This window comes from Qipengyuania sp. BR81-2, from assembly GCF_055693895.1.
In genome coordinates, this window is the sequence record NZ_CM146344.1 from 1517283 (window position 1) to 1538005 (window position 20723).

A 20723-nucleotide genomic window follows, 5' to 3' on the forward strand; every position below is an offset into this window, starting at 1 on the left:
GCCACGCGCTTTTTCGCGCAGGACCGTGTTCCATCCGTTCCAAGCTGTAGGAGGCAGCGCTTGACCATCCAGTTTTATGGCATTCCCAATTGCGACACCGTGAAGAAGGCGAGGAAGTGGCTCGACGCGCAGGGCATCGCGTACGACTTCCACGACTACAAGAAGGAAGGCGCGGACGCGGCCAAGCTTGAGAATTGGTCCGATGCGGCGGGCTGGGAGGCGTTGCTCAACAAGCGCGGCACCACTTTTCCTAAGCTGCCCGATGAGGAGAAGGCCGATATCGACCGCGCCAAGGCGGTGCGGCTGATGGTGGAGAACCCGAGCATGATCAAACGCCCGGTGGTCGAACATCAGAACGGTGTGTTGGTCGGTTTTTCGGAAGATGCGTGGAAGGCGGCGCTTCAATAGCCGCTGGTGTCGCCCCAGCCGCTGTGATCGCCATTGGTGACACTGCGCGCGTTCTCGTTCGCCGCACTCAGGATGTGGCGTTTGATCGTGCCGAAATCATTGCCGGACCCGTAGATAAGGCCCACGACAATGGCCGCACCTAAGAGGAGCTTCTTGAACATGAGTGGGGAAATTACCCGATTCGTCCTCAAGATTTCGTTAATCCTCGCGGTTTTCGGCGCCTCTGCGCCTGCCTTGGCCGAGGACATGCTGGTCATCGCACATCGCGGCGCGAGCGGCGAGCGGCCCGAGCATACGCTTGCGGCCTATGAGCTTGCGATCGACCATGGTGCGGATTACGTCGAACCCGATCTCGTAGTGACCAAGGACCTCGTCCTCGTCGCGCGGCACGAGAACGAACTTTCGGACACGACCGACGTGGGAAGCCGCGAGGAATTTGCCGATCGGCGCCGCAGCAAGACGATCGACGGGCGGCTGGTCAGCGGTTGGTTCGCGGAGGATTTGACGCTTGCCGAATTGCGTACGCTTCGCGCGAAGGAGCGCCTGCCCGGTATGCGCCCTGCCAACACGCGGTATGACGGGCTCTACCAGATCCCGACCTTTGCCGAGATCGTCCAGCTCGTCCGTGCCAAGGAAGCCGAGACTGGCCGCACGATCGGCCTCTATCCCGAACTCAAGCATCCGACCTTCCTGCTGCAGGATGCCGGGATCGACAGCGTCGACCTGCTGGCAACCGCGCTGCGCGAGGCGGGGCTCGACGGCGCCGATGCCGCGGTCTTCGTCCAGTGCTTCGAAGTGGGCCCCCTGCGCCGGCTGGACCGGTTGATCGATGTGAAGCTGGTGCAACTCGTCAATACGAACGACGGTCCGGCGGACGAGCCTGCCATGCGCTATGGCGACATGGTCTCGCCCTCGGGGCTCGCAGAAATCGCCGATTATGCCGATGCGGTGGGGGTGAATATGAACCTGCTTTTCGGTCCGGAAGGCATTCCGAGCGGCCTTGCTTCCGATGCCCAGGATGCGGGCCTCGCGGTCCATGCCTGGACCCTGCGCAAGGAGAACGCCTATCTCCCGCCCGTCCTGCGCCGTGGCACAGCGGAGAACGGCACGGGCGATGTGCTCGGCATGGTCACGATCCTGAAGGCACAGGGAATCGACGGTGTCTTCACCGACGATCCGGGGCTCGTGGTCAGCGCGCTCGCGCAGTGACGATGTAATTGAGCGAGAGGTCGTCGGAGAGGTGGAGGCCTCTCATCGGCGAAAAGGCGATGCCGCGCGGCTCGCCCATTTCGAGGCCGGCTCCCGCGAGGATTTCGGACAGCTCTTCGGGCGTGACGAAGTCCTCCCAGTGATGCGTACCCCGCGGGATGAGGCCGATGCCTTCGGCAGCGCCGATCATCAGCGCGCGGCTGCGAACTGTGCGGTTGGGCGTCGAGACGACCATCAGTCCGCCGTCTGCAAGCCGCGCCGCCAGTTGCGAGGCGAAGGCCTGTTTGTCGGCAACGTGCTCGATCACCTCCATCGCGGTGACGAGATCGAAAGTGCCGATGTCGTGCGAAGCAAGCTCGCCGGCCATGTAACGGATGTCGAGGCCAGACCGTTCGGCGTGGATCGCGGCGGCCGCGGTGTTCTCGGGCGCTGCATCGACACCGGTCACGTCGGCTCCCAGCCGCGCCAGTGGCTCGCACAACAGTCCCGCGCCGCAACCGACGTCGAGAGCGCTCTTGCCAGCGAGCGGTTTGGCGCTGCGGATGTCGCCCGCCCAGTGCAAATCGATCGCCTCGCGCAGGAATTCGAGCCGGACGGGATTGAGCTTGTGCAGCATCGCGGAGGAGCCTTTCGGGTCCCACCAGTCTTTCGCCAGCTTGCCGAAATGCGCGGCCTCGTCGGGCCGGATCGTTTGGCCGGCTGAAGTATTGCTTTGACGGCTCGTGGTTGCATCGCTCATTCCGCGTGGCTAGCAGCCATATCCCACGCATTCCAGCACGGAGAATTCCTCGCTTGGCACGTATCGTGATGAAATTCGGCGGCACCTCGATGGCGGGGACGGAACGCATTCGGCGCGTCGCCAATATCGTGCGCAAGCAGGCCGCAGGCGGCAACGAGGTCGCGGCGGTGGTCAGCGCCATGGCGGGCGAGACCGACCGGCTCGTCAATTTCTGCCGCGAGGCGAACGCGCTTTACGACCCCGCCGAATACGACGTCGTGGTCGCCAGCGGCGAACAAGTGACCAGCGGGCTTCTCGCGCTCACGCTGCAGTCGCTAGGCTGCAAGGCGCGCAGCTGGCTCGGCTGGCAGCTTCCCGTCCGCACGGTCGAGGCGCACGCCAAGGCACGCGTCGACAGCATCGACGGAGAGGCGCTGGCCAAGTCGATGGCCGAGGGCGAGATCGCGGTCATTCCCGGCTTCCAGGGCGTATCGGACGAGGGCCGCATCACCACGATGGGTCGCGGCGGCTCGGACACTTCGGCAGTCGCGGTAGCTGCGGCAGTGAAAGCCGACCGCTGCGACATCTATACCGATGTCGACGGCGTCTACACGACCGACCCTCGGATCGTGGCCAAGGCTCGCAAGCTGAAGGCGGTGACCTACGAAGAAATGCTCGAACTGGCGAGCGTGGGCGCAAAGGTGCTCCAGACCCGCAGCGTGGGCCTGGCAATGAAGGAGGGCGTGCGCGTGCAGGTCCTCTCCAGTTTCGTGGGCGACGATGCCGTCCCTGCGGACGAGCTTCCGGGCACGATGATCGTGTCGGAAGAGGAAATGGACGAATTGGTGGAGAAGGGCGAAGTGGAACGCCAGCACGTAACCGGCATCGCGCATGACAAGAACGAAGCCAAGATCATCCTCACCCGCGTGCCCGACAAGCCCGGCGCGGTGGCGCATATCTTCGAGCCGCTTGCCGCCGCGAGCATCAATGTCGACATGATCATCCAGAACGTCGGCCGCGACAAGGGCGAGACCGACGTGACCTTCACCGTCCCGCAGGCCGACCTCGCCCGCGCTCAGGCGCTGCTGGAGGACAAGCGCGACGACATCGGTTTCAACCGCATCATCACCGACAGCCAGATCGCCAAGATCAGCGTGGTGGGTGTCGGCATGAAAAGCCACGCCGGTGTCGCAGCGACGATGTTTCAGGCGCTCGCCGATCGCGGGATCAACATCCAGGCGATCACCACCTCGGAAATCAAGGTCAGCGTGATGATCGACGAGGACGAAACCGAACTGGCGGTGCGCGTGCTGCACACCGCCTACGGTCTCGACGCGGCGGACGAGGCTGCGTGAGCCACACCGCGAAGATCCTCCTTCTCGGCTCGGGTGAACTCGGCCGCGAGTTCGTGATCTCTGCCAAGCGCCTCGGCGCATATGTCATTGCCTGCGATGCCTATGACGATGCGCCCGCCATGCAGGTGGCCGACGTGCGTGAGGTCTTCTCGATGCTCGACGGCGACAAGCTGCGCGAGGCGGCCGAAAAGCACCGTCCCGACTATATCGTGCCCGAGATCGAGGCGATCCGCACCGCCGTGCTCGCCGAGCTCGAGGAGGAAGGCTTCACCGTCGTTCCCTCCGCGCGCGCCGCGCAGCTGACCATGAACCGCGATGCGATCCGCGACCTCGCGGCGCACGAGCTAGGCCTCGTCACTTCGAAGTATCGCTACGCCAAGAACCTCGAGGAAGTACGCGCTGCGGCCGAGCACACCGGCTTCCCCTGCGTGATCAAGCCGGTCATGTCTTCCTCGGGCAAGGGCCAGAGCACGGTGCGCGAGGAAGCGAAACTCGAGGAAGCGTGGGACTATGCCTGCGCCAATATGCGCGGTGACCGCCAGCGGGTGATCGTCGAGCAATTCGTCGATTTCGACTACGAGATCACTCTCCTCACCGTGCGGCACAAGGGCGGGGTGACCTTCTGCCCGCCGATTGGCCACCGGCAGGAACGCGGCGACTACCAGGAAAGCTGGCAGCCCACGCCGATGTCCGATGAGGCCATCGCCAAGGCGCAGGATATGGCGCGCAAGGTCGTCGACGACCTCGGCGGCTTCGGCCTGTTCGGGGTCGAGTTTTTCGTGAAGGGCGAGGAGGTCATCTTCTCCGAGCTTTCACCGCGTCCGCACGATACCGGCATGGTCACTCTGGTGAGCCAGAACCTCACCGAATTCGACTTGCATGCGCGCGCCGTCCTCGGTCTTCCTGTTCCTGCCGAATTGCGGGCACGGCCCTCGGCCAGTGCGGTGATCCTTGCCGATCGCGACAGCGAGGACCTAGCCTACGAAGGCCTCGACGATGCCTTGTCCGAACTCGGCACCGACCTGCGCATCTTCGCCAAGCCGACCAGTCGCCCCTACCGCCGCATGGGTGTGACGCTTGCGACCGCAGGCGACACCGACGATGCCCGGAGAAAGGCCCGCGATGCCGCCCGCAAGGTGAAGATCGCTTACGGCGACTAGCCGAACAGCATCACGTTCATGAGGCGCCCCGGCAGTGCGATGGCTGCGATGCCAGGGATCATGAGCGCGCCGAAGAAGAGGCCGATGATTTCCTTGCGGTGCGTCACCATGTCGCCCTTGCGGGCACTCGAGACAATGAGCCACGATGCGCGGTAGGTGATCGGCACGAAGATGTGAATCCACGAAAGGCGCATGCCGTCGTGGATGAAGAGCGTCGAAGTCGCCGTGATGACCATCAGCACGATCCATAGCTTGCCGAGCTGCTTATGCCGGGGTGTCCCCTTGCGGGCGAGCAGGAGGTAGACCCCGAGCGGTACGCAGGGCAGCACCGTCGCGACATGGAATGCGATGGCCACGTTCGAGAGGTGCGGCAGGTCGGCGGTGAAGCCGAGCAGCGCACGGGCGATGGCGAAGAAGCAAATGGCGGTCATGGCTCCGCCGACCCCGATGACGAGGGCTCTTGTGATGGGGGTGATGTCCATCGGTCCGGAACGGCGGAACAGGTGGTTAGAAAGGCTGAGTGCGGTCATCGAATGTCTCCGTTTGCGGTGTGTTGGAGACCATGATGACGCCGGCCCGTTCGCACGCAACGCTAGCTTCGCGGACAGGTCATCGGGTTCGCGAAAAGCGCGCAAATCCTGCGCTTTGCCACTTTACGAAGCGTAAACGGGCGCTAGTTCTGGACGGCGATGGAACAGGGCGCACGAACCAAGAAGCAACAAAAGCTGCGCAAGCTGCTGATTGACCTTGCCTGCATGGGAATGATCGGCGTGGTGCTTGCGCTGATCGGCCCCTTCGGAAGCTTCCAGGACCCGCTCGCGCTCAGACTGATCGTCTGGGTCGGCTTCGCCTATCTCGGTTACTTCCTCTATGCGCCAATCGACGGTGTGGCCCAGCGGCTTGCCCCCGCCCTTGACCTGCCCGCCTGGGCAGTACGGTTCGTTGGCGTGATGGCCGCATCGATACCGATGTCAGCTGCGGTCTGGATTCTGCCACGACTGCCGGACAGACTGCGCTGGCCCGATGCGGAAACCGCGCTCACCCAGTATCTCTATGTCGCCGTGGTCGGGGGAATGATCACGCTACTTTTCACACTAGGCCAGCGTGGTTCTGCCAGCGAGCCGGAGCAAGAGCAGGCGCAGCCTAAGGACACCGCACGTGAACCGGAGCCGGCTACGCGTTTCATGGATCGACTGCCGCCCGAGCTCGGCGCGGACCTGCTCGCGCTGGAGATGGAGGATCATTATGTTCGCGCGCACACGCGGCTCGGCAGCGACCTTGTCCTGATGCGCCTGGGCGATGCGATTGCCGAATTGGAGGGCATCGACGGCTTGCAGGTCCATCGCAGCTGGTGGGTTGCTCGCGACGCGGTCGAGGAGGTGCGCCGCGAGGGGCGCAACCTCCGTCTATCGCTTGCAAACGGGCTGGAAGCGCCCGTTTCGCGCAACCGGGCCGGCGAACTCAAGGATGCCGGCTGGCTCTGACTATCGGCAACGACCCCGGTCGAGTTCGCGGCCGACGATAGCTCCGCCGGCAGCGCCAAGGATCGTGCCGAGAGTGCGATCGCCACGCGTATCGATCTCGCGCCCCAGAATAGCGCCGAGAGCACCGCCGACGATCAGGCCGGTCGTCCCGTCGTTCTTGCGGCAATAGACCCGTCCGTCGCGGCCGCGCCAAACGCGGGTATGACGGTAGACGGGCTCGCCGTAATAGCGGCCACGGTCGCGGCCATAGTAGCGGTCGCGATAACGGCGCTTCTTCCAGCGATCGTCATCATCGTCGTCATCGTCCTCCCAGTCGTCATTGTCCCAATCATCGTCCCAATCGTCGGGATCGGCATGGTTCCGGACCTGTTCGAGGCCGGGAAACGACTGCTTGGCCATCATGGGCCCGGGCTCCGCTGCGTGCGCGGGCATGGAGATGACGGCACCGCCCATGGCGAGGGCGAGCAGTGATGATTTGGTTTTTTCGAGCATAGTCCCACCTCCAGATTCGATGGTCATGCCCATGCGCCCGCGAAAATGAACGGCGTGAAACCGCCGTTGAAAGCTTTGCGAAAGTTGGGATGAACTGCGCCCTGCAAGCGCTGGATCGCTTGCCGTGGAGCCCAGCGCGGCTTAAGCGCCACTCGTATGACTACCTATCCCAAGACCGACCGCCTGATGCAGCGCGGCGCAGAATTCCTCGGCTCGCGCTATGCCATCCTGTGCGGTGCGATGAGCTGGGTCTCCGAGCGCAACCTCGTCTCCGCCATCTCCAATGCGGGCGGTTTCGGCGTGATCGCCTGCGGTGCCATGACGCCCGAACTGCTCGAGACCGAGATCGCCGAGACGCAAAAGCTCACCGACAAGCCCTTCGGCGTGAACCTCATCACCATGCACCCGCAGCTCTTCGACCTGATCGAGGTGTGCGACAAGGCGGGAGTGAGCCACGTGGTGCTGGCCGGCGGCATTCCGCCCAAGGGCAGTGTCGAGGCGATCAAGGGCGGCGAGAATCCCGCCAAGGTCATCTGCTTTGCGCCGACGCTGGCGCTGGCCAAGAAGCTGCTGCGCTCGGGCGCAGATGCGCTGGTGATCGAAGGCATGGAAGCGGGCGGCCATATCGGCCCCGTTTCGACCAGCGTTCTCGCACAAGAAATGCTTCCCGAGCTTTCGGAAGATCACATCATCTTCGTTGCGGGCGGCATCGGCCGCGGCAATGCCATGGCCGGCTATCTCGAAATGGGCGCAGCGGGCGTCCAACTCGGCACGCGCTTTGCCTGTGCGACCGAGAGCATCGCGCACGAGAATTTCAAGAAGGCCTTCTTCCGCGCCAATGCCCGCGACGCTGTGGCCAGCGTGCAGGTCGATCCGCGCCTGCCGGTCATCCCTGTGCGCGCGCTCAAAAACAAGGGCACCGAAGAGTTCACCCGCAAGCAGATCGAAGTGGCAGGCACGCTCGACCGCGAGGAAATCGCGATGGAAGAAGCCCAGCTGCAGATCGAGCACTACTGGGCCGGCGCACTGCGCCGCGCCGTGATCGACGGCGATGTCGAAAACGGCAGCCTTATGGCCGGCCAGTCGGTCGGCATGCTCAAGGCGGAAGAGCCGGTGGCCGTCATCATCGAGAAGCTCATGGCCCAGAGCGAGGAAGCGCTGACGCGGCGCTAGGCATGTGATCCGCCGCCTCGACCTCGATGTCGCGATCTACCGCGACCGCGTGCAGGTGACGCACGAGGCGAGCGAGACCTTTGTCGATCAGCGCGCCGAGTTTCCCTATTCTTCGGACGATGCGCTGATCGCCAATGCGCGTTACTTCGAGCACACGCTGGTGCGCGCCATCGGCCAGGTCCTGAGGCAGGGTGGCTTCTCGCTCAAGGAGCCGATCGCGCATGTGGTCCGCTTCGATGGCGATCTGGACGATCGGCAGCGTGCCATCGTCGAGACCGCGCTGCGCGAAACGGGTATGACCGAGATCATCTTCGCGCTCGAGGACTGACAAAACCCGCTTGGCCGCTGCCTAGCGAAACGCGCTTGCAAGGCCGCCGCCACGAACGCCAAGAGTAGGTCTATGTCCGATCCGCTCGTCCTTACCCTTTCATGCACCGATCGCCCGGGGATCACCGCGCAGGTGACTTCTTTCCTGTTTGAGAGCGGGGGCAATATCCTCGAGGCGCAGCAGTTCGGGGATCGTGCTGCCAACTCCTTTTTCATGCGGGTCGAGTTCGATCCTGGGGAGACCGGCCGCGAGGATATCCGCGAGGGCTTCGCGCCGCTGGCTGCCGAGTTCGGCATGGATTGGAAGCTCGCACTGCGCGATCGCCCGCGCAGGGTCATGATCATGGTCAGCAAGTTCGACCATTGCCTCGCCGACTTGCTTTATCGCTGGCGCATCGGCGAAATGCCGATGGAGCCGGTGGCGATCGTATCGAACCACCCGCGCGAGGCGATCGAGCACACGCCGTTGGGAGACATTCCGTTCCATCACCTGCCGATCACGAAGGACACCAAGGGCGAACAGGAAGCGCAGGTGCGCGAGCTCGCCGAACACTACGACGCCGAACTGGTGGTTCTCGCGCGCTACATGCAGATCCTTTCGGACGAGCAAGCGGCGCATTTCGCCGGGAGGTGCATCAACATCCACCACTCCTTCCTGCCGGGCTTCAAAGGCGCCAAGCCTTACCACCAGGCCTACGAGCGCGGGGTCAAGATGATCGGGGCGAGCGCGCATTACGTCACCGCCGATCTCGACGAGGGTCCGATCATCCATCAGGCCGCCGAGCCCATCAGCCATGCCGACAGCCCCGAAGAGCTCGTGCGCAAGGGCCGCGAGATCGAGAGCCGCGTGCTGGCCGAGGCCGTGCGCCTTCACCTCGAGGAGCGGGTGCTCCTCAACGGCAAGCGCACGGTGGTCTTCAGGAGCTGATCAACGCGCTGCGACGCGCATCTTGGCGCGTTCGAGCTCCATCTCCTTGTCCTCGTTGGCGCGCTTGATGACGTACTGGCGGATCGCTTCCACCTCGTCCTCGCTCAGCGATTGGGAGAAGCTCGCCATACCATTGTCCTGCAGCGCGCCGCCATGGACGATCTGCAGCCATGTCGAACGGTTCTCGAGTGCGCCCGACCGCCTGAGGTCGGGCAGCTCGGTCGAGCCGACTGCCGCCGGTGCGTGGCACACCGCGCAGTAGCGGGCGTATTTCTCGCGGCCGAGCTCGATCGTCTGCGCGCTGGCCTTCGACAGCGGCGGATCGAGCGGTGCGAGCGCGAAATCGGGCTCTTCGGGAAGTTGTGCCTCGCCGCCCAGCTTGAACACCAGCAGGCGGCTGATGTTGCGTACCGGTTTCATCCGGTCGATCAACTCGCCGTCGGCCGTGATCGCGAAGGCGCCCCCCCAACCGGCAAGCACGGCGACATATTGCTCGCCGTTCACCGTGTAGGTCATAGGCGGTGCGACGATCCCGGTCTGCGCGGGGAAGCTCCACAGCTTGCTGCCGTCCTTCGCGTCATAAGCGGAGAATTCGCTGCCCGAATTGCCCTGGAATACGAGACCGCCGCCCGTGGCGAGCAGGCCGCCGTTCCACGGGCCCGGATGTTCGACCTCCCAGCGCGGTTCCTGCGCGACCGGGTCCCAAGCCACGAGCTTGCCCTTGATTGTGCCGAGAATTTCGCGACGGATACCGAGATCGGGCGGCAGGTCGCCCGCTCCGAGGTCGAAGCCGACGTTGAAGCCCCGTGCACGATCGGGCTTCCAGTTCGCTTCCGGCTTGTAGAGCATCGCGGCCTCGAAGGCAGGGATGTAAACGAGGTTCTCGCCCGGATGGTATGCCATCGGGTGCCAGTTATGGCCGCCCAGCGGTCCCGGCATCACGATCGCGGGCTCACCGGTGACGTCGATCCGGGTTTCGGGGTTCATGATCGGGCGACCGTCGTCAGTCATACCGGTCGACCAGTTCAGCGGGATGTAGGGTTCTGCCGAAATGAACTCGCCCGTCGCGCGGTCGAGAACGTAGAAATAGCCGTTCTTGGGTGCCTGCATCAGCACCTGACGCTCGCGCCCGTCGATTTCCATGTCCGCCAGCACGATGTGTTGCGTGGCGGTATAGTCCCAGGTTTCGCCCGGCGTGGTCTGGTAGTGCCAGACGTATTCGCCCGTATCGGGCCGGATTGCGACGATGCTGGAAAGGTAGAGGTTGTCTCCTTCACCCGTACCGTCGGGGCCGGGGCTGCGATAGGCGCGGTTCCACGGGCTTCCGTTGCCGACGCCGATATAGAGCAGGTCGAGATCGGGATCGTAGGCCATCGAGTCCCAGACGGTGCCGCCACCGCCGATGCCGTTCTCGCCGCTTAGCGCATCGCCGCTCCACGTCTCGGCTGCTGCTTTAAGGTATTCGGGCGCATCATCCCCGTCGTCTCCGGGTACGGTGTAAAAGCGCCAGAGTTCTTCGCCGTCCTGGGCATCATAGGCGGCGATATAGCCGCGCACGCCGAACTCGGCCCCGCCGTTACCGATCAAAACCTTGCCATCGATCACGCGCGGCGCGCCGGTGACCGTGTAGCTCTTAGACTGGTCGACGGTGACCTTCTCCCATGCGACCTCGCCCGTATCGCGATCGAGCGCGACAAGGCGCCCGTCGAGCGTGCCGAGGAAGAGGTGCTCGCCCCAAGCGGCGAGGCCGCGGTTGACGACGTCGCAGCAAGCTTTCACGCCCGTCTCGCCGGGCACTTGCGGATCGTAGCTCCACAGCGGTTCGCCGGTCGCGGCATCGAAGGCAAAGACCTTGCTCCATGCGCTGGTCACATAAAGCTTGCCGTCCAAGACGAGCGGCGTCGCTTCCTGCCCGCGGGCCGTGTCCATGTCGGCAAACCATGCGAGGCCGAGATCGCCAACGCTATCGCGATTCACCTGGTCGAGCGGCGAAAAGCGCTGTTCGGAATAGGTTCGGCCGTGGCTGATCCAGTTCGCGCTGTCCTGGTCCGCATTGACCAGCCGCACCCCATCGATGCCGCCCTCCGCCACATCGCCGCTATCGCTGCATGCTGCCAGAAGCAGTGCAGCCGCCATCGCAAAGCCCCGAAGCTTCATCCCTCTCTCCCTTGTCAGGCGACCTTTTGGTCGCTCAATTGAAACCCATCCTGCCCGTCAACCGTATCCTTGTCCATGACCGGCACTTGCGTGCGCGCGGGGACAAGCAAGGGAGATGCGGCATGTGCAATGAAAGCCACCTCGAGCGCTGGGGCAAAATGGAGCTGAACCGCCGGACTTTCGGCGCCGGAGCCATCGCCGGCATGGCAGCCGCCTGCGCGCCCCTGGAGGGCGACGCGATGGCAGCCGCCGATCCTAAAGCGGTTTCGATGCGCGAGGTCTCCTTCCTGACCGGCGAAGGTGCGCTCGACGGCGAATTCTACATCGTCGGCGACACGGCGCGGCCGGGCGTGATCTTCTGGCCCGATATCGCCGGCATCCGCCCGGCCAAGCGCGAGATGGCGACGCGGCTGGCGAAGGCAGGATATGCCGTGCTCCTTGCCAATCCCTATTACCGAGACGTCACCGGCCAGCAGTTCGAGGATTTCGCGAGTTTTGCTGCCGCCGGCGGTTTCCAGAAGGTCCGTCCCTGGCGCAGCAAGTTCACGGCCGAAACGATCTCGCTGGACAATGCGGCTGCCGCTTCATGGCTGCTCGAGCAGGCGGCGGTCGACAGTGACCGCGGGATCGGCGTGCAGGGTTACTGCATGACCGGCAGCTTTGCCGCCCTTGGCCCGTGGTCGGACGAACCCATCCAGGCTGGCGCGAGCTTTCACGGCGGCGGCCTAGTGCAGGATGGAGAGAACAGTCCGCATCGCAGGCTCATTCCCGATGCCCACTACCTGATCGCCATCTCTCAGGATGATGATGCGGAAGAGCCCGGCGCGAGGCCGGCCTTGCGGCAGGCAGCCGAAAAAGTCGGAACCGATGCGGAAATCGAAGTCTACGCAGCAGACCATGGCTTCTGCGTACTAGATAGCCCAAGTTACGACCGCGAACAGGCGGAGCGCGCGTGGTCGCGCCTTCTCGCGCTCTATTCCAAAGCGCTCTGACGCGAAAATCAGGGATTTCTTCGCGCTTCTTCTTTCCCTGTTAATTCCTGCGCGCTAGCATCGCTCCCGGACAATTATTCGGGGGTCACAATGGATTTACTTGGCGTTCTGGTCGCGATTATCGGCCTCGTCGTTATTTTTCTCGCGATGGGCGTGCGCGTGGTCAAGCAGGGCTACGTCTACACCATTGAGCGGCTGGGCAAGTTCACGCTCGCCGCAGAGCCTGGCCTGCATCTCATCATCCCTTTTATCGACCGCGTCGGTCAGAAGGTGAACATGATGGAGCAGGTGCTCGACATTCCGGGCCAGGAAATCATCACCAAGGACAACGCCATGGTCGGCGTCGATGCCGTGGTCTTCTTCCAGGTGCTCGATGCGGGCAAGGCCGCTTACGAGGTTTCGAACCTCTACAACGCGATCATGGCGCTCACGACGACCAACCTTCGTACGGTGATGGGCTCGATGGACCTGGACGAGACGCTGTCGAAGCGTGATGAGATCAACGCCCGCCTGCTCGCCGTGGTCGACCATGCGACTTCGCCCTGGGGGTCAAGATCACCCGCGTCGAGATCAAGGACATCCGCCCGCCGATCGACATCTCGGAAGCGATGGCTCGCCAGATGAAGGCGGAACGTCTCAAGCGCGCCGAGATCCTCGAGGCAGAGGGTGACCGTGCTTCGGAAATCCTTCGCGCAGAAGGTTCGAAGCAGTCGGCCATCCTCGAAGCCGAAGGCCGCAAGGAAGCCGCTTTCCGCGACGCAGAGGCACGCGAGCGTGAAGCGGAGGCCGAAGCCAAGGCAACGCAGGTCGTGAACGATGCGATCGCCGGTTCGGGCGGACAGGCTCTGAACTACTTCGTCGCGCAGGAATACACCAAGGCGGTCGGCAAGTTCGCCACCAGCCCCAATGCCAAGACTATCCTCTTCCCGGTCGAGGCGACCCAGCTCATCGGCTCGCTTGGCGGGATCGGCGAACTGGTCAAGGACTTCGCCAGTGACGGTCCGGCCGGCGGCACGCCGCCGACCCCGCCGACGCGTCCGACGCCTTCGCCGGCACCTCGTCCGCAACCGCGCAGCTCCACGCCGAGCGTTCCGCGTAGCGGCACTCCGGGAGCACGCTGATGGACTGGTTCGAAACGCTTGAACCGCACTGGGTCTGGCTGGGACTGGGGTTCTTCCTCGCCGCAGCAGAAATCCTGGTGCCGGGATACTTCCTGATGTGGCTTGCCGGTGCCGCGCTGATCACCGGGGTGATCGCGTTCGCCCTGCCCTTCGGCATCCCGCTCCAGGTCGTGATCTTCGCCGTGCTGTCGATCGCCGCCGTTTTCATCGGGCGCAACTACCTGCGCGCCAATCCGGTCGAAGATGCCGACCCCAAGATGAATCGCCGCGGCATGCGCCTCGCGGGCGAGACAGCCGTGGTCGTCACTGCTCTCGATGGCGGTACGGGCCGGGTGAAGCATGGCGACAGCGAATGGCTCGCCAAGGGCTGCGATGCGGCCGTCGGCGAGAAGGTGCGGATCAGCGGCAGCGATGGCGCCGTGCTGATCGTCGAAAAGATCTAGGGGCCGGTCCCGCTCAGGCCGACAGGCGCGGCTCGAAGCGGCCGTGCTTGCGGTAGCGGGTCATCCACTTGTCGAGGAACAGGCCGAGCGGCTTGGGCTCGATGCCGAACTTCTCGAAACCCGGGTAGTCGCCGCTTGCGACATTGCCCTGCTTGAGCAGGCCCCACTGGTCGCTGCCCATCGGCGTGCCCGGAAGGGCCGCAAAGGTGGCCGACAGGCCGTCGGGCATCGGCAGGAAGGTGCGCTTGCGGCGCTGCGCCTCGGCGATGCGCTGGTTGATTTCCATCATGGTCAGCTTTTCGGGTCCGCCCAGCTCGTAAGTCTTGCCGCCATGCTTGTCCGGGTTTTCCAGGCTGCGCGCGATCACTTCTGCGACATCGTCGACATAGACGAGCTGCAGCTGCGAATCCGGTGCGAACACGGGCAGGACCGGCAGGGTCGAGATCAGCCCGCCGAACATGTTGAGGAAATTGTCGTCCTTCCCGAAGACGATGCTCGGACGCACGATGGTCGCGTTCTTGAACGCTTCGGTCACCTTGCGCTCCCCGCGATGCTTAGCCGCTGCGTAGTCGTTGGTCGTGTCTTCGTCGGGCTCGGCCGCAATCGCGCTGACATGCACGAAGGCATCGGCGCCCTGCTTGGCGGCAGCCTCGGCCATCCAGCCCGGCGCATCGCCCATCAGCTTGTAGAGATCGCCTTCGAAGCTTCCGACCAGGTTGACCACGGCATCGGCGCCTTCGATGCAGCGCTCGACGCTCTGGCGGTCGGTCGCATCGCAGCGCGCAAACTGCATCTGGCCAAGGTTAGCGAGCGGCTTGAGGCTGAACGCCTTCTCCGGATTACGCGCCGCGATCCGCAGGCGCGCACCTCGCTCGAGCAGGGCCTGCGCCACGTAATTGCCGAGAAAGCCGCTTCCGCCCATCAGGACGACGAGTTTGCCGCTAAGCGCGCTGCTGTTTGCCATTATCTGCCTTGCAAGTTGAAATTTCGGGGCCGCCTGTAAACGCAACCCGCATCCACTCGCAAGCGTTCCTGCGCGCAAGGTGCGAATAGCGTTGACAAGACTCGCACCCCTTCGCTAGTGGCGCGCCCCTACCCGCAAGCAGTGCTGTGATGACCTGCTCGCATGTGTGCCCAGATGGCGGAATTGGTAGACGCACCGTCTTCAGGTGGCGGCGCTCGCAAGGGCGTGGAGGTTCGAGTCCTCTTCTGGGCACCAGTAGCTTCTTCGTGCAATAGCGCGATCAAGCGGAAATCACTGAAAATCATTGAGAAATTTTGTGGCGTGCTTCGCGCTTGATCGCCGGGGATTGCGTAAATACGCATGTTGCGGGGGTCAGTTTGGGGGTCTTTTTCAATCGACCCCCAAACCTTTAGGCGCATTCGTCTGCTTCAGAGAATCGATCTTGTCCGACCACCACTGCATCATCCTGACGCGCTCGTCCCAATATTGCGTGCGATTGTAGACCGCGCGGATGGCATTGCTGTCTTGGTGCGCCAAAGCACGTTCGATCGCGTCGGGATGAAACTCGTTGCTCTCGTTCAACAGCGAGCAGGCGGTCGTTCGGAAGCCATGCGCTGTCATCACTCCGGCGTAGCCAAGCCGCTTCAGCGCGCCAGTGACAGCGTTCTCGGACAGCGGCGTCTTCGGGTTGAAACTGGGGAACACGTATTCGCTGTAGGCTGCGACGTCTTCCATTGAGCGTATGATCGCAATCGACTGCCGTGACAGGGGCACGCGGTGCTCCCGGCGCATTTTCGTCCCACCGGCTGGTATCGTCCAGAGTGCAGCGTCGAAATCGAGATCCGCCCATTCCATCTGGCGGATTTCGCCTGGGCGTTGAAACAAATGCGCAGAAAGCTTCAATGCAGCATTAGTGGAGGCATAGCCTTCGTAGCCATCTATATCTCGAAGGAGCTTTCCGAGCGCTCTTGGTTCGATCACGGCTGGATGATGGCGCACCGACGGAGTGGCGAGCGCTCCTCGCAGCGCTGGCGCCGGATTATTTTCTGCACGGCCTGTTGCAATGGCATAGTTTAGCACGCGGCTGACGAAAGAACGGAGCCGGCGTGCCGTTTCTCTCCGACCCGACTCCTCAATTTCACGAAGAGTGGCAAGGAGCACGGGTGCATTGATTTCCCTGACGGGCAAGCGACCAAGCTTGGGTTCGATCAAGGACAGGAGCCATTCGGCTTTTTGCCGCGTTGTTTCGCTTATCGCTTTGTCGCCATCATTGGCTCGCTTCACGATATACTCGCGCGCGACCCCAGCAAAGGTGTGTTCCGATGCGAGTTTCGCTTCTAGCTTTCGCGTTTTGCGCTGCTGAAGCGGATCGACGCCATCAGCGACCAACTTACGCGCTTCATCTCGTTTCACACGGGCTGACTTAAGGCTGACGTCCGGGAATGGGCCAAAGCTGATCTTCTTTTTCATACCTTGGAATGAGTAGCGAAGATGCCAGCGCTTAGAGCCGTTGGGCGAGATCAGGAGATAAAGCCCCCTCTCGTCGGCGAGTTTCCAAGGCTTCGCTTGGGGCTGGGCAGATTCGACTTCCTTTACGGTGAGGGGCATGGGGTTGCTCCCCTTCAAACGGCGTGGCGCTGAAGAAGTGCGTCGACCGAATCTGCAGAGATCAGTGTTGAGCGGCCGAGCTTGATTTTCTGAAGCTCACCATGGCGGATGAGCTTATGGATAGTGGTTCGACCCAATCCAAGCGCTTGGGCGACCTCGTCAATTTTGTATGTTTTGCGTTGCATTTCTCATTCCTCATTATGGAGCCTGCGTGCGTGAACAAACACACACGAACATCGATATGAGTGTTATACAACACACGTCGCGGAAGTGCAAGCAGATTGACACACACCATTGTCTGCCTAGACCGGCGGAATGACCCGCGAGATTGATCCGGAACTTGCTGATAGCTTGGCTGCGCGCATGCTCAGCGAAGGCTTGGAGCGCGCGTCGCGCCTTCAGGGACTGAGCCAGAGGAAAATCGCCGCGATGCTCGGTTACAAACAATCCGTGGTTTTAAGCCATATGACGAGCGGACGAGTGCCGATCCCGATTGATCGGGCGGAGGACATCGCCGCGGTGCTTGAACTCGATCCGGCCACCTTTTTGCGTGCCGTGGTGCGGCAGCGCCATCCGTCTGTGTCTTGGTCACTGCTCGACAATCAAGTCGAGAGCGACGACACGATTGCCAATGAGCTCCTTGTTAGCCTAGGCAAGCCACTTCGAGACCTCTCTCAAGAGCAGCGGGGAGTTATGCGAGAGGTCGCTGCTGAGCCGCGGCCTCGCCGACGATGGCTCACGGTCCATGAATTGACTGCGGTAGCGATGTTGCGTGAGCTGCGTCCTACCTTAGGCTCTAATGGATTGGGCGCTCACGAACTCGAGGCGATACGCGAAGCGCTGGGGACGAAAAGGCAGTGATGACTAAGTGAGTGGTCCGACCCTGGCGCGCCAGCATTTGGTAATTAAGACTAGGGCCGACGAGGCATAAATCGCTAGCTGACCTACTCAATGCACACTGAGCTCGTCAGACTCATGACGGGAAGAGTCATCACTAGAGCCGTCAGTTTCAGACGCCCCATGCCCTGCCGGTTATTATAATTCGGAGTGTTTGCCATTCCCGATGGTAATCAGTTCTCCGTGTATTCCACGACGTAGTGGCAATTCAGCACGGAGGGGTGCTTCTAATTTGATAACCGACCGAAATGGTCATTGCCCACCCGACACCCTTCTCAGTCGCTGACATGGTGCTCAAACCGACAACAACAAAGGTGTCACCATGAACGTCTACCAAGTCAGCGATATTGAGTTCGAACCAATCATCATGCTCACCGATCATCACGAGCGAGCCATTTCCAAGTTTCAATGGGCTCTCGCCGGAGGGCTTGGGTTCCTCCCTCCGGTGAACTTCACGCTATCGTGGATCGATCCCACGACCCTGCCGTCATATGCGAGCCTCGAGCAGCTGATCGCGGAAGACCTCGAAGGCTTCGTTAACTGCCCCCTCGGGACGTGGGGACGCTTCGACTTCAAGTAGTGCCCTACCCAGTCGATGCGCTGCCTGAGCTTGACGAAAGACTTCTCGCGCTCCGAAACCTTGCAACGCATCGACAGTCCCTCTCGGGGACCAAAACCCGCAGAAATGGACAAGTCCTAGGGGATTTGCACTTCCTCCACCCGGAACGTGCCAATCGCCGGGGTCTATTGACGCGTTGTCCTTGCAACAGGCTACGCCACACTCCGATGCGTTCACTTTCTCAGAAATGAGAAGCCATCTCCCAGCTGCGAAGCAGCTGCGGAGTGGCTCGTGTCGGCGCCAGCTTGCTGGCGACGGCACAACTAATCTTTCTCATCTATAAGGTGTGTAGGGGGAGTCATGCCCCCATCTTTCATAGATTCAGTAGGAATCTATTACACGTCGGCGATGTAACACCTCATTTCGCCCGAAACCCACGGATTCCTGCAGCGTTGGGCTGACAGCTCAAAAAATAGTCGGATCGTCCAATGTAACAGCTCACGGCTGGGCCGACCTACCATGGGATGTAACAGCTAGCGTTACCGCTGGATGATTGAATTTTGGCCATATCGGAGCGCCGCCATTGTATCCGGCGCTGGATTCTAGTTTCTTAATCAGCAACAGATCTCGCTTCACCATTTGTCTGAGGCTTGTGTGTGCATACTCATCGATGCGCCCCTCCTTGATCGCGATCGTTGCGATGCGACTAGGGTTTAGATTCTGTCCGGTATAGCGCACAAACTCGCGAGACCACCAAACACGACATACCCGCGCGATGGAATTCGAGGGAAATCTAGCGAGGTAATTCGGCGGCTCCTCTCTCTTGATCGACTGGTAGAACGCAATCGCGCGAAGCTTCGCCCCTTCATCGAGACCGGCCCGCAGTCGATCAAGGTTTTCTCCCGCCTTCCATGCCTGTCTGAGCCGGTGCCGCTCTTTGCCCGCATTGACCTTAGCGGCCTTTCGTTCTTTTTCGATCCAGTAGCGGCGGACGTAAGCAGCGTTCGCGTCGGCGAAATCGGCGATCTCGAGAGGATATGTCAATGCCGACCAACCGCGTTGTTTGAGCTTGCCATATGCGGTGTCGAAACCGGCCTTGCGTAGCCCACCGGCCCTAATCCATGCCTTGAAGGCTTCGGCAAAATCGCTGTCGTGTCCTGCGACCACCTTAATGCGCTCGAGAACGACTGACTTGCAGGCTCTGGCCGCGAGGCATCTATCGCATCGAGCATTGTGCTCCTTCTCCTTTGTGCGCTTCACATAGACGGGATTAAGGTGTGCATGTCTCAGCCAAGCGGTCGGAATTCCGAAACAGGGCTTTTCGGCGAATGCTGGAACTGAAAGGATGTTGCCGAGCTGGTCTGTTTCGATGTCCTTCGGCTCAAGCATCGGTTTGATAGGCAGACCATAGCCGTGCCCCACAGGGTCTTCCCGCTTCCATCTTTCACATTTCTCCTGGTAGTTCATTAGATCTAGGCGTTGAACACGCCGGTCCCTTCGGGAAAGCACCATGACGGCCCTCCATAGTTTGAAATCCGCCCACGCTTGTTTTTCGTTGAGCGAAATAATTCCAGTGCGAGAGAATGGGGCGGCGACGCAGAGAGGACGAGATGTCGCCGCAGCCCCATCAAGGCTAGGCTTGTTTAAAGCCAGCAATGCTTCAGTCGCCGGCTTCCACAGCACTACTCGTGAAGTAGCACCAAGCGAATGTGACGCTATGAGTTTGGCCGCAGTCAAGACGATCAGAATCGATGGCAGCTCTACACCAGGCAGCCAATTTCCTGCGCTGCTCGCGCAACGAATGGGTGTCGCACGAAAGCGCGCGCGACTCTCTCCTCCAGTCGCTGAATTTAAGGTGCGGGAAGCAACAGAAGAAAGCCGTTCGCGCTGCAAGCATAGGATCGGGTGGAGGCATAGGGACGTCGCTGACCACACCGGCCTTCTCCAAAGCCGCTGCCAATTCTCTTGCGCTATCTTTCTGAATTTTCATGGATTACTCCTTCGTTCGAATTGAACTCACCGACCAATTTCGGCGAGGAGCTCCCCTATCTGCACATATTTTCGCGAAAGTCTCTTGGCTTATTTTGTTCCACTTTGTGTCCGCGCCGAGTAAGCGATGCCCATGCCTATCAATATAGAGAAGCAACGCGCTCGCTGGCGACGAAACAAAGAGGCTGAACGGAAAAGGAAAAGAACTGAGCCACGCCCGCTGAAAAGTGACTTAATCAAAGCGGTGCTGTCCGAACGGGATCAGCGAGCAAAGCTCAGTCAAGAAGCTTCCTATGCGATCCGTTATGAGCATTTTTACAAGACCGGGAGTTGGGAACGCGCCGTGGGTTTTGCCGCAGATGTGTGGGCTGCAGCCACGCTCGTCGAGGCGGAATACGGTGAAGAGAACGCGACACCGACGCGGATCAAAGCGAAGCTTCAGGAGTTGGGCCGAACCCATGACTACAGCGACCAATCGCTTAGGAAGATGATCTATCGGGCCCGTGGTCGCATTCATATACTAGAGTCGACTGGCCACCCTTGGTCCCCCGAAAAGCCGTTCTGGAAGCCTTTCAAACTAAGTTGATTTCCAACGTCATTCAGAGAGTTCGTCAGGCACGGCACTCAGTATCGTGGTCTAAGACGACGACCGCGGCTGGTCGCTGATTTGGCAGGAAAAGATTGCCTCGAATTGGTGTTCCAGTTCGAGGCAAGCTTTTCCAAACCTGCCAAATGAAAA

Annotated in this window: 22 protein-coding genes, 1 tRNA gene and 1 pseudogene; 15 read left to right on the top strand and 9 right to left on the bottom strand. The window is 61.7% G+C overall.

The window, feature by feature from the left end; translation table 11 throughout:
- Window positions 1–60: 60 nt before the first annotated feature.
- Window positions 61–408, top strand: a complete 348-nt coding sequence (locus ACZ1G8_RS07560) for an ArsC family reductase (protein WP_472678858.1) — start codon at window positions 61–63, stop codon at window positions 406–408.
- Here the strand turns inward: ACZ1G8_RS07560 and ACZ1G8_RS07565 are convergent.
- Window positions 402–569, bottom strand: a complete 168-nt coding sequence (locus ACZ1G8_RS07565; protein ID WP_472678859.1) for a hypothetical protein — start codon at window positions 567–569, stop codon at window positions 402–404. The two genes, ACZ1G8_RS07560 and ACZ1G8_RS07565, sit on opposite strands and share 7 nt — an antisense overlap.
- On the opposite strand from ACZ1G8_RS07565, the gene ACZ1G8_RS07570 reads away from it, so the two are divergent.
- Window positions 568–1617 (top strand): glycerophosphodiester phosphodiesterase family protein, encoded by a 1050-nt coding sequence (locus tag ACZ1G8_RS07570; protein ID WP_472678860.1) that lies wholly within the window; start codon window positions 568–570, stop codon window positions 1615–1617. The genes ACZ1G8_RS07565 and ACZ1G8_RS07570 overlap by 2 nt on opposite strands.
- On the opposite strand, the gene ubiG is transcribed toward ACZ1G8_RS07570, so the two are convergent.
- Entirely contained in the window at window positions 1598–2356 is a 759-nt protein-coding gene (ubiG, locus tag ACZ1G8_RS07575) for a bifunctional 2-polyprenyl-6-hydroxyphenol methylase/3-demethylubiquinol 3-O-methyltransferase UbiG (RefSeq protein WP_472678861.1), read from the bottom strand. The genes ACZ1G8_RS07570 and ubiG overlap by 20 nt on opposite strands.
- 53 nt (window positions 2357–2409) lie before the next feature.
- Between ubiG and ACZ1G8_RS07580 the strand changes: the two genes are divergently transcribed.
- Together ACZ1G8_RS07580 and purT are read left to right on the top strand one after the other, a co-directional pair.
- On the top strand, window positions 2410–3690 hold the full coding sequence (locus ACZ1G8_RS07580; protein WP_472678862.1) for an aspartate kinase: 1281 nt from the start codon (window positions 2410–2412) through the stop codon (window positions 3688–3690).
- The gene (purT, locus tag ACZ1G8_RS07585; protein ID WP_472678863.1) at window positions 3687–4850 is read left to right on the top strand and encodes a formate-dependent phosphoribosylglycinamide formyltransferase; all 1164 of its coding nucleotides are present in this window, start codon (window positions 3687–3689) and stop codon (window positions 4848–4850) included. The genes ACZ1G8_RS07580 and purT overlap by 4 nt, the downstream gene beginning before the upstream one ends.
- Here the strand turns inward: purT and ACZ1G8_RS07590 are convergent.
- The gene (locus ACZ1G8_RS07590; RefSeq protein ID WP_472678864.1) at window positions 4847–5380 is read right to left on the bottom strand and encodes a DUF2306 domain-containing protein; all 534 of its coding nucleotides are present in this window, start codon (window positions 5378–5380) and stop codon (window positions 4847–4849) included. The two genes, purT and ACZ1G8_RS07590, sit on opposite strands and share 4 nt — an antisense overlap.
- A 159-nt stretch (window positions 5381–5539) precedes the next feature.
- Here ACZ1G8_RS07590 and ACZ1G8_RS07595 point away from each other — a divergent pair, with 159 nt between their 5' ends.
- Window positions 5540–6334, top strand: coding sequence for a LytTR family DNA-binding domain-containing protein (locus ACZ1G8_RS07595; RefSeq protein ID WP_472678865.1), 795 nt, complete (start codon window positions 5540–5542; stop codon window positions 6332–6334).
- On the opposite strand, the gene ACZ1G8_RS07600 is transcribed toward ACZ1G8_RS07595, so the two are convergent.
- Window positions 6335–6787 (bottom strand): glycine zipper 2TM domain-containing protein, encoded by a 453-nt coding sequence (locus ACZ1G8_RS07600; RefSeq protein ID WP_472678866.1) that lies wholly within the window; start codon window positions 6785–6787, stop codon window positions 6335–6337.
- Between the two features lie 195 nt (window positions 6788–6982).
- Here ACZ1G8_RS07600 and ACZ1G8_RS07605 point away from each other — a divergent pair, with 195 nt between their 5' ends.
- The 3 genes from ACZ1G8_RS07605 (at window position 6983) to purU (ending at window position 9254) form a co-directional block, all read left to right on the top strand.
- Window positions 6983–7999 carry an NAD(P)H-dependent flavin oxidoreductase gene (locus tag ACZ1G8_RS07605; RefSeq protein ID WP_472678867.1) on the top strand — a complete coding sequence of 339 codons (1017 nt, stop codon included), beginning with the start codon at window positions 6983–6985 and terminating at the stop codon, window positions 7997–7999.
- 4 nt (window positions 8000–8003) lie between these two features.
- The gene (locus ACZ1G8_RS07610; protein ID WP_472678868.1) at window positions 8004–8327 is read left to right on the top strand and encodes a hypothetical protein; all 324 of its coding nucleotides are present in this window, start codon (window positions 8004–8006) and stop codon (window positions 8325–8327) included.
- A gap of 72 nt (window positions 8328–8399) precedes the next feature.
- On the top strand, window positions 8400–9254 hold the full coding sequence (gene purU / locus ACZ1G8_RS07615) for a formyltetrahydrofolate deformylase (RefSeq protein WP_472678869.1): 855 nt from the start codon (window positions 8400–8402) through the stop codon (window positions 9252–9254).
- Here purU and ACZ1G8_RS07620 read toward each other — a convergent pair whose 3' ends face one another.
- Window positions 9255–11411: a PQQ-dependent dehydrogenase, methanol/ethanol family gene (locus ACZ1G8_RS07620; protein WP_472678870.1), complete on the bottom strand. Its 2157-nt coding sequence runs from the start codon at window positions 11409–11411 to the stop codon at window positions 9255–9257.
- Window positions 11412–11533: 122 nt separating this feature from the next.
- Here ACZ1G8_RS07620 and ACZ1G8_RS07625 point away from each other — a divergent pair, with 122 nt between their 5' ends.
- The 3 genes and pseudogenes from ACZ1G8_RS07625 to ACZ1G8_RS07635 all read left to right on the top strand — a co-directional run bounded on the left by ACZ1G8_RS07625 (window position 11534) and on the right by ACZ1G8_RS07635 (window position 13967).
- Window positions 11534–12403, top strand: a complete 870-nt coding sequence (locus tag ACZ1G8_RS07625; RefSeq protein WP_472678871.1) for a dienelactone hydrolase family protein — start codon at window positions 11534–11536, stop codon at window positions 12401–12403.
- Window positions 12404–12550: 147 nt separating this feature from the next.
- A pseudogene (locus tag ACZ1G8_RS07630) lies at window positions 12551–13524 on the top strand (SPFH domain-containing protein).
- Window positions 13524–13967 carry an NfeD family protein gene (locus ACZ1G8_RS07635; protein ID WP_472678872.1) on the top strand — a complete coding sequence of 148 codons (444 nt, stop codon included), beginning with the start codon at window positions 13524–13526 and terminating at the stop codon, window positions 13965–13967. The pseudogene ACZ1G8_RS07630 and the gene ACZ1G8_RS07635 overlap by 1 nt, the downstream one beginning before the upstream one ends.
- 13 nt (window positions 13968–13980) lie before the next feature.
- Here the strand turns inward: ACZ1G8_RS07635 and ACZ1G8_RS07640 are convergent, their stop codons facing one another.
- A complete protein-coding gene (locus tag ACZ1G8_RS07640; RefSeq protein WP_472678873.1) occupies window positions 13981–14931 on the bottom strand; it encodes a complex I NDUFA9 subunit family protein in 951 nt (316 codons plus the stop codon).
- Window positions 14932–15099: 168 nt separating this feature from the next.
- Here ACZ1G8_RS07640 and ACZ1G8_RS07645 point away from each other — a divergent pair.
- Window positions 15100–15186: transfer RNA gene (locus ACZ1G8_RS07645), tRNA-Leu, on the top strand.
- A gap of 135 nt (window positions 15187–15321) precedes the next feature.
- Here the strand turns inward: ACZ1G8_RS07645 and ACZ1G8_RS07650 are convergent.
- Window positions 15322–16539 carry a tyrosine-type recombinase/integrase gene (locus tag ACZ1G8_RS07650; protein ID WP_472678874.1) on the bottom strand — a complete coding sequence of 406 codons (1218 nt, stop codon included), beginning with the start codon at window positions 16537–16539 and terminating at the stop codon, window positions 15322–15324.
- Window positions 16540–16553: 14 nt separating this feature from the next.
- Window positions 16554–16724: a helix-turn-helix domain-containing protein gene (locus ACZ1G8_RS07655; RefSeq protein ID WP_472678875.1), complete on the bottom strand. Its 171-nt coding sequence runs from the start codon at window positions 16722–16724 to the stop codon at window positions 16554–16556.
- A 130-nt stretch (window positions 16725–16854) separates the two neighbouring features.
- Between ACZ1G8_RS07655 and ACZ1G8_RS07660 the strand changes: the two genes are divergently transcribed.
- Entirely contained in the window at window positions 16855–17400 is a 546-nt protein-coding gene (locus tag ACZ1G8_RS07660) for a helix-turn-helix domain-containing protein (protein WP_472678876.1), read from the top strand.
- Window positions 17401–17758: 358 nt separating this feature from the next.
- Window positions 17759–18016 (top strand): hypothetical protein, encoded by a 258-nt coding sequence (locus ACZ1G8_RS07665; protein WP_472678877.1) that lies wholly within the window; start codon window positions 17759–17761, stop codon window positions 18014–18016.
- A 477-nt stretch (window positions 18017–18493) separates the two neighbouring features.
- Here ACZ1G8_RS07665 and ACZ1G8_RS07670 read toward each other — a convergent pair whose 3' ends face one another.
- Window positions 18494–19462, bottom strand: a complete 969-nt coding sequence (locus tag ACZ1G8_RS07670) for a hypothetical protein (protein ID WP_472678878.1) — start codon at window positions 19460–19462, stop codon at window positions 18494–18496.
- Window positions 19463–20117: 655 nt separating this feature from the next.
- On the opposite strand from ACZ1G8_RS07670, the gene ACZ1G8_RS07675 reads away from it, so the two are divergent.
- The gene (locus ACZ1G8_RS07675) at window positions 20118–20570 is read left to right on the top strand and encodes a hypothetical protein (protein ID WP_472678879.1); all 453 of its coding nucleotides are present in this window, start codon (window positions 20118–20120) and stop codon (window positions 20568–20570) included.
- The last annotated feature ends 153 nt before the right edge of the window (window positions 20571–20723 follow it).

What these genes read in the sequence shown, in the direction of transcription:
- ACZ1G8_RS07620 (WP_472678870.1), bottom strand. Translation starts at nt 11,411, where the DNA reads ATGAAGCTTCGGGGCTTTGCGATGGCGGCTGCACTGCTTCTGGCAGCA.
- ACZ1G8_RS07655 (WP_472678875.1), bottom strand. Translation starts at nt 16,724, where the DNA reads ATGCAACGCAAAACATACAAAATTGACGAGGTCGCCCAAGCGCTTGGA.
- ubiG (WP_472678861.1), bottom strand. Translation starts at nt 2,356, where the DNA reads ATGAGCGATGCAACCACGAGCCGTCAAAGCAATACTTCAGCCGGCCAA.
- purU (WP_472678869.1), top strand. Translation starts at nt 8,400, where the DNA reads ATGTCCGATCCGCTCGTCCTTACCCTTTCATGCACCGATCGCCCGGGG.
- ACZ1G8_RS07660 (WP_472678876.1), top strand. Translation starts at nt 16,855, where the DNA reads ATGACCCGCGAGATTGATCCGGAACTTGCTGATAGCTTGGCTGCGCGC.
- ACZ1G8_RS07595 (WP_472678865.1), top strand. Translation starts at nt 5,540, where the DNA reads ATGGAACAGGGCGCACGAACCAAGAAGCAACAAAAGCTGCGCAAGCTG.
- ACZ1G8_RS07600 (WP_472678866.1), bottom strand. Translation starts at nt 6,787, where the DNA reads ATGGGCGGTGCCGTCATCTCCATGCCCGCGCACGCAGCGGAGCCCGGG.
- ACZ1G8_RS07570 (WP_472678860.1), top strand. Translation starts at nt 568, where the DNA reads ATGAGTGGGGAAATTACCCGATTCGTCCTCAAGATTTCGTTAATCCTC.
- ACZ1G8_RS07675 (WP_472678879.1), top strand. Translation starts at nt 20,118, where the DNA reads ATGCCTATCAATATAGAGAAGCAACGCGCTCGCTGGCGACGAAACAAA.
- ACZ1G8_RS07605 (WP_472678867.1), top strand. Translation starts at nt 6,983, where the DNA reads ATGACTACCTATCCCAAGACCGACCGCCTGATGCAGCGCGGCGCAGAA.
- ACZ1G8_RS07670 (WP_472678878.1), bottom strand. Translation starts at nt 19,462, where the DNA reads ATGAACTACCAGGAGAAATGTGAAAGATGGAAGCGGGAAGACCCTGTG.
- ACZ1G8_RS07640 (WP_472678873.1), bottom strand. Translation starts at nt 14,931, where the DNA reads ATGGCAAACAGCAGCGCGCTTAGCGGCAAACTCGTCGTCCTGATGGGC.
- ACZ1G8_RS07565 (WP_472678859.1), bottom strand. Translation starts at nt 569, where the DNA reads ATGTTCAAGAAGCTCCTCTTAGGTGCGGCCATTGTCGTGGGCCTTATC.
- ACZ1G8_RS07625 (WP_472678871.1), top strand. Translation starts at nt 11,534, where the DNA reads ATGTGCAATGAAAGCCACCTCGAGCGCTGGGGCAAAATGGAGCTGAAC.
- ACZ1G8_RS07650 (WP_472678874.1), bottom strand. Translation starts at nt 16,539, where the DNA reads ATGCCCCTCACCGTAAAGGAAGTCGAATCTGCCCAGCCCCAAGCGAAG.
- ACZ1G8_RS07590 (WP_472678864.1), bottom strand. Translation starts at nt 5,380, where the DNA reads ATGACCGCACTCAGCCTTTCTAACCACCTGTTCCGCCGTTCCGGACCG.
- ACZ1G8_RS07665 (WP_472678877.1), top strand. Translation starts at nt 17,759, where the DNA reads ATGAACGTCTACCAAGTCAGCGATATTGAGTTCGAACCAATCATCATG.
- ACZ1G8_RS07635 (WP_472678872.1), top strand. Translation starts at nt 13,524, where the DNA reads ATGGACTGGTTCGAAACGCTTGAACCGCACTGGGTCTGGCTGGGACTG.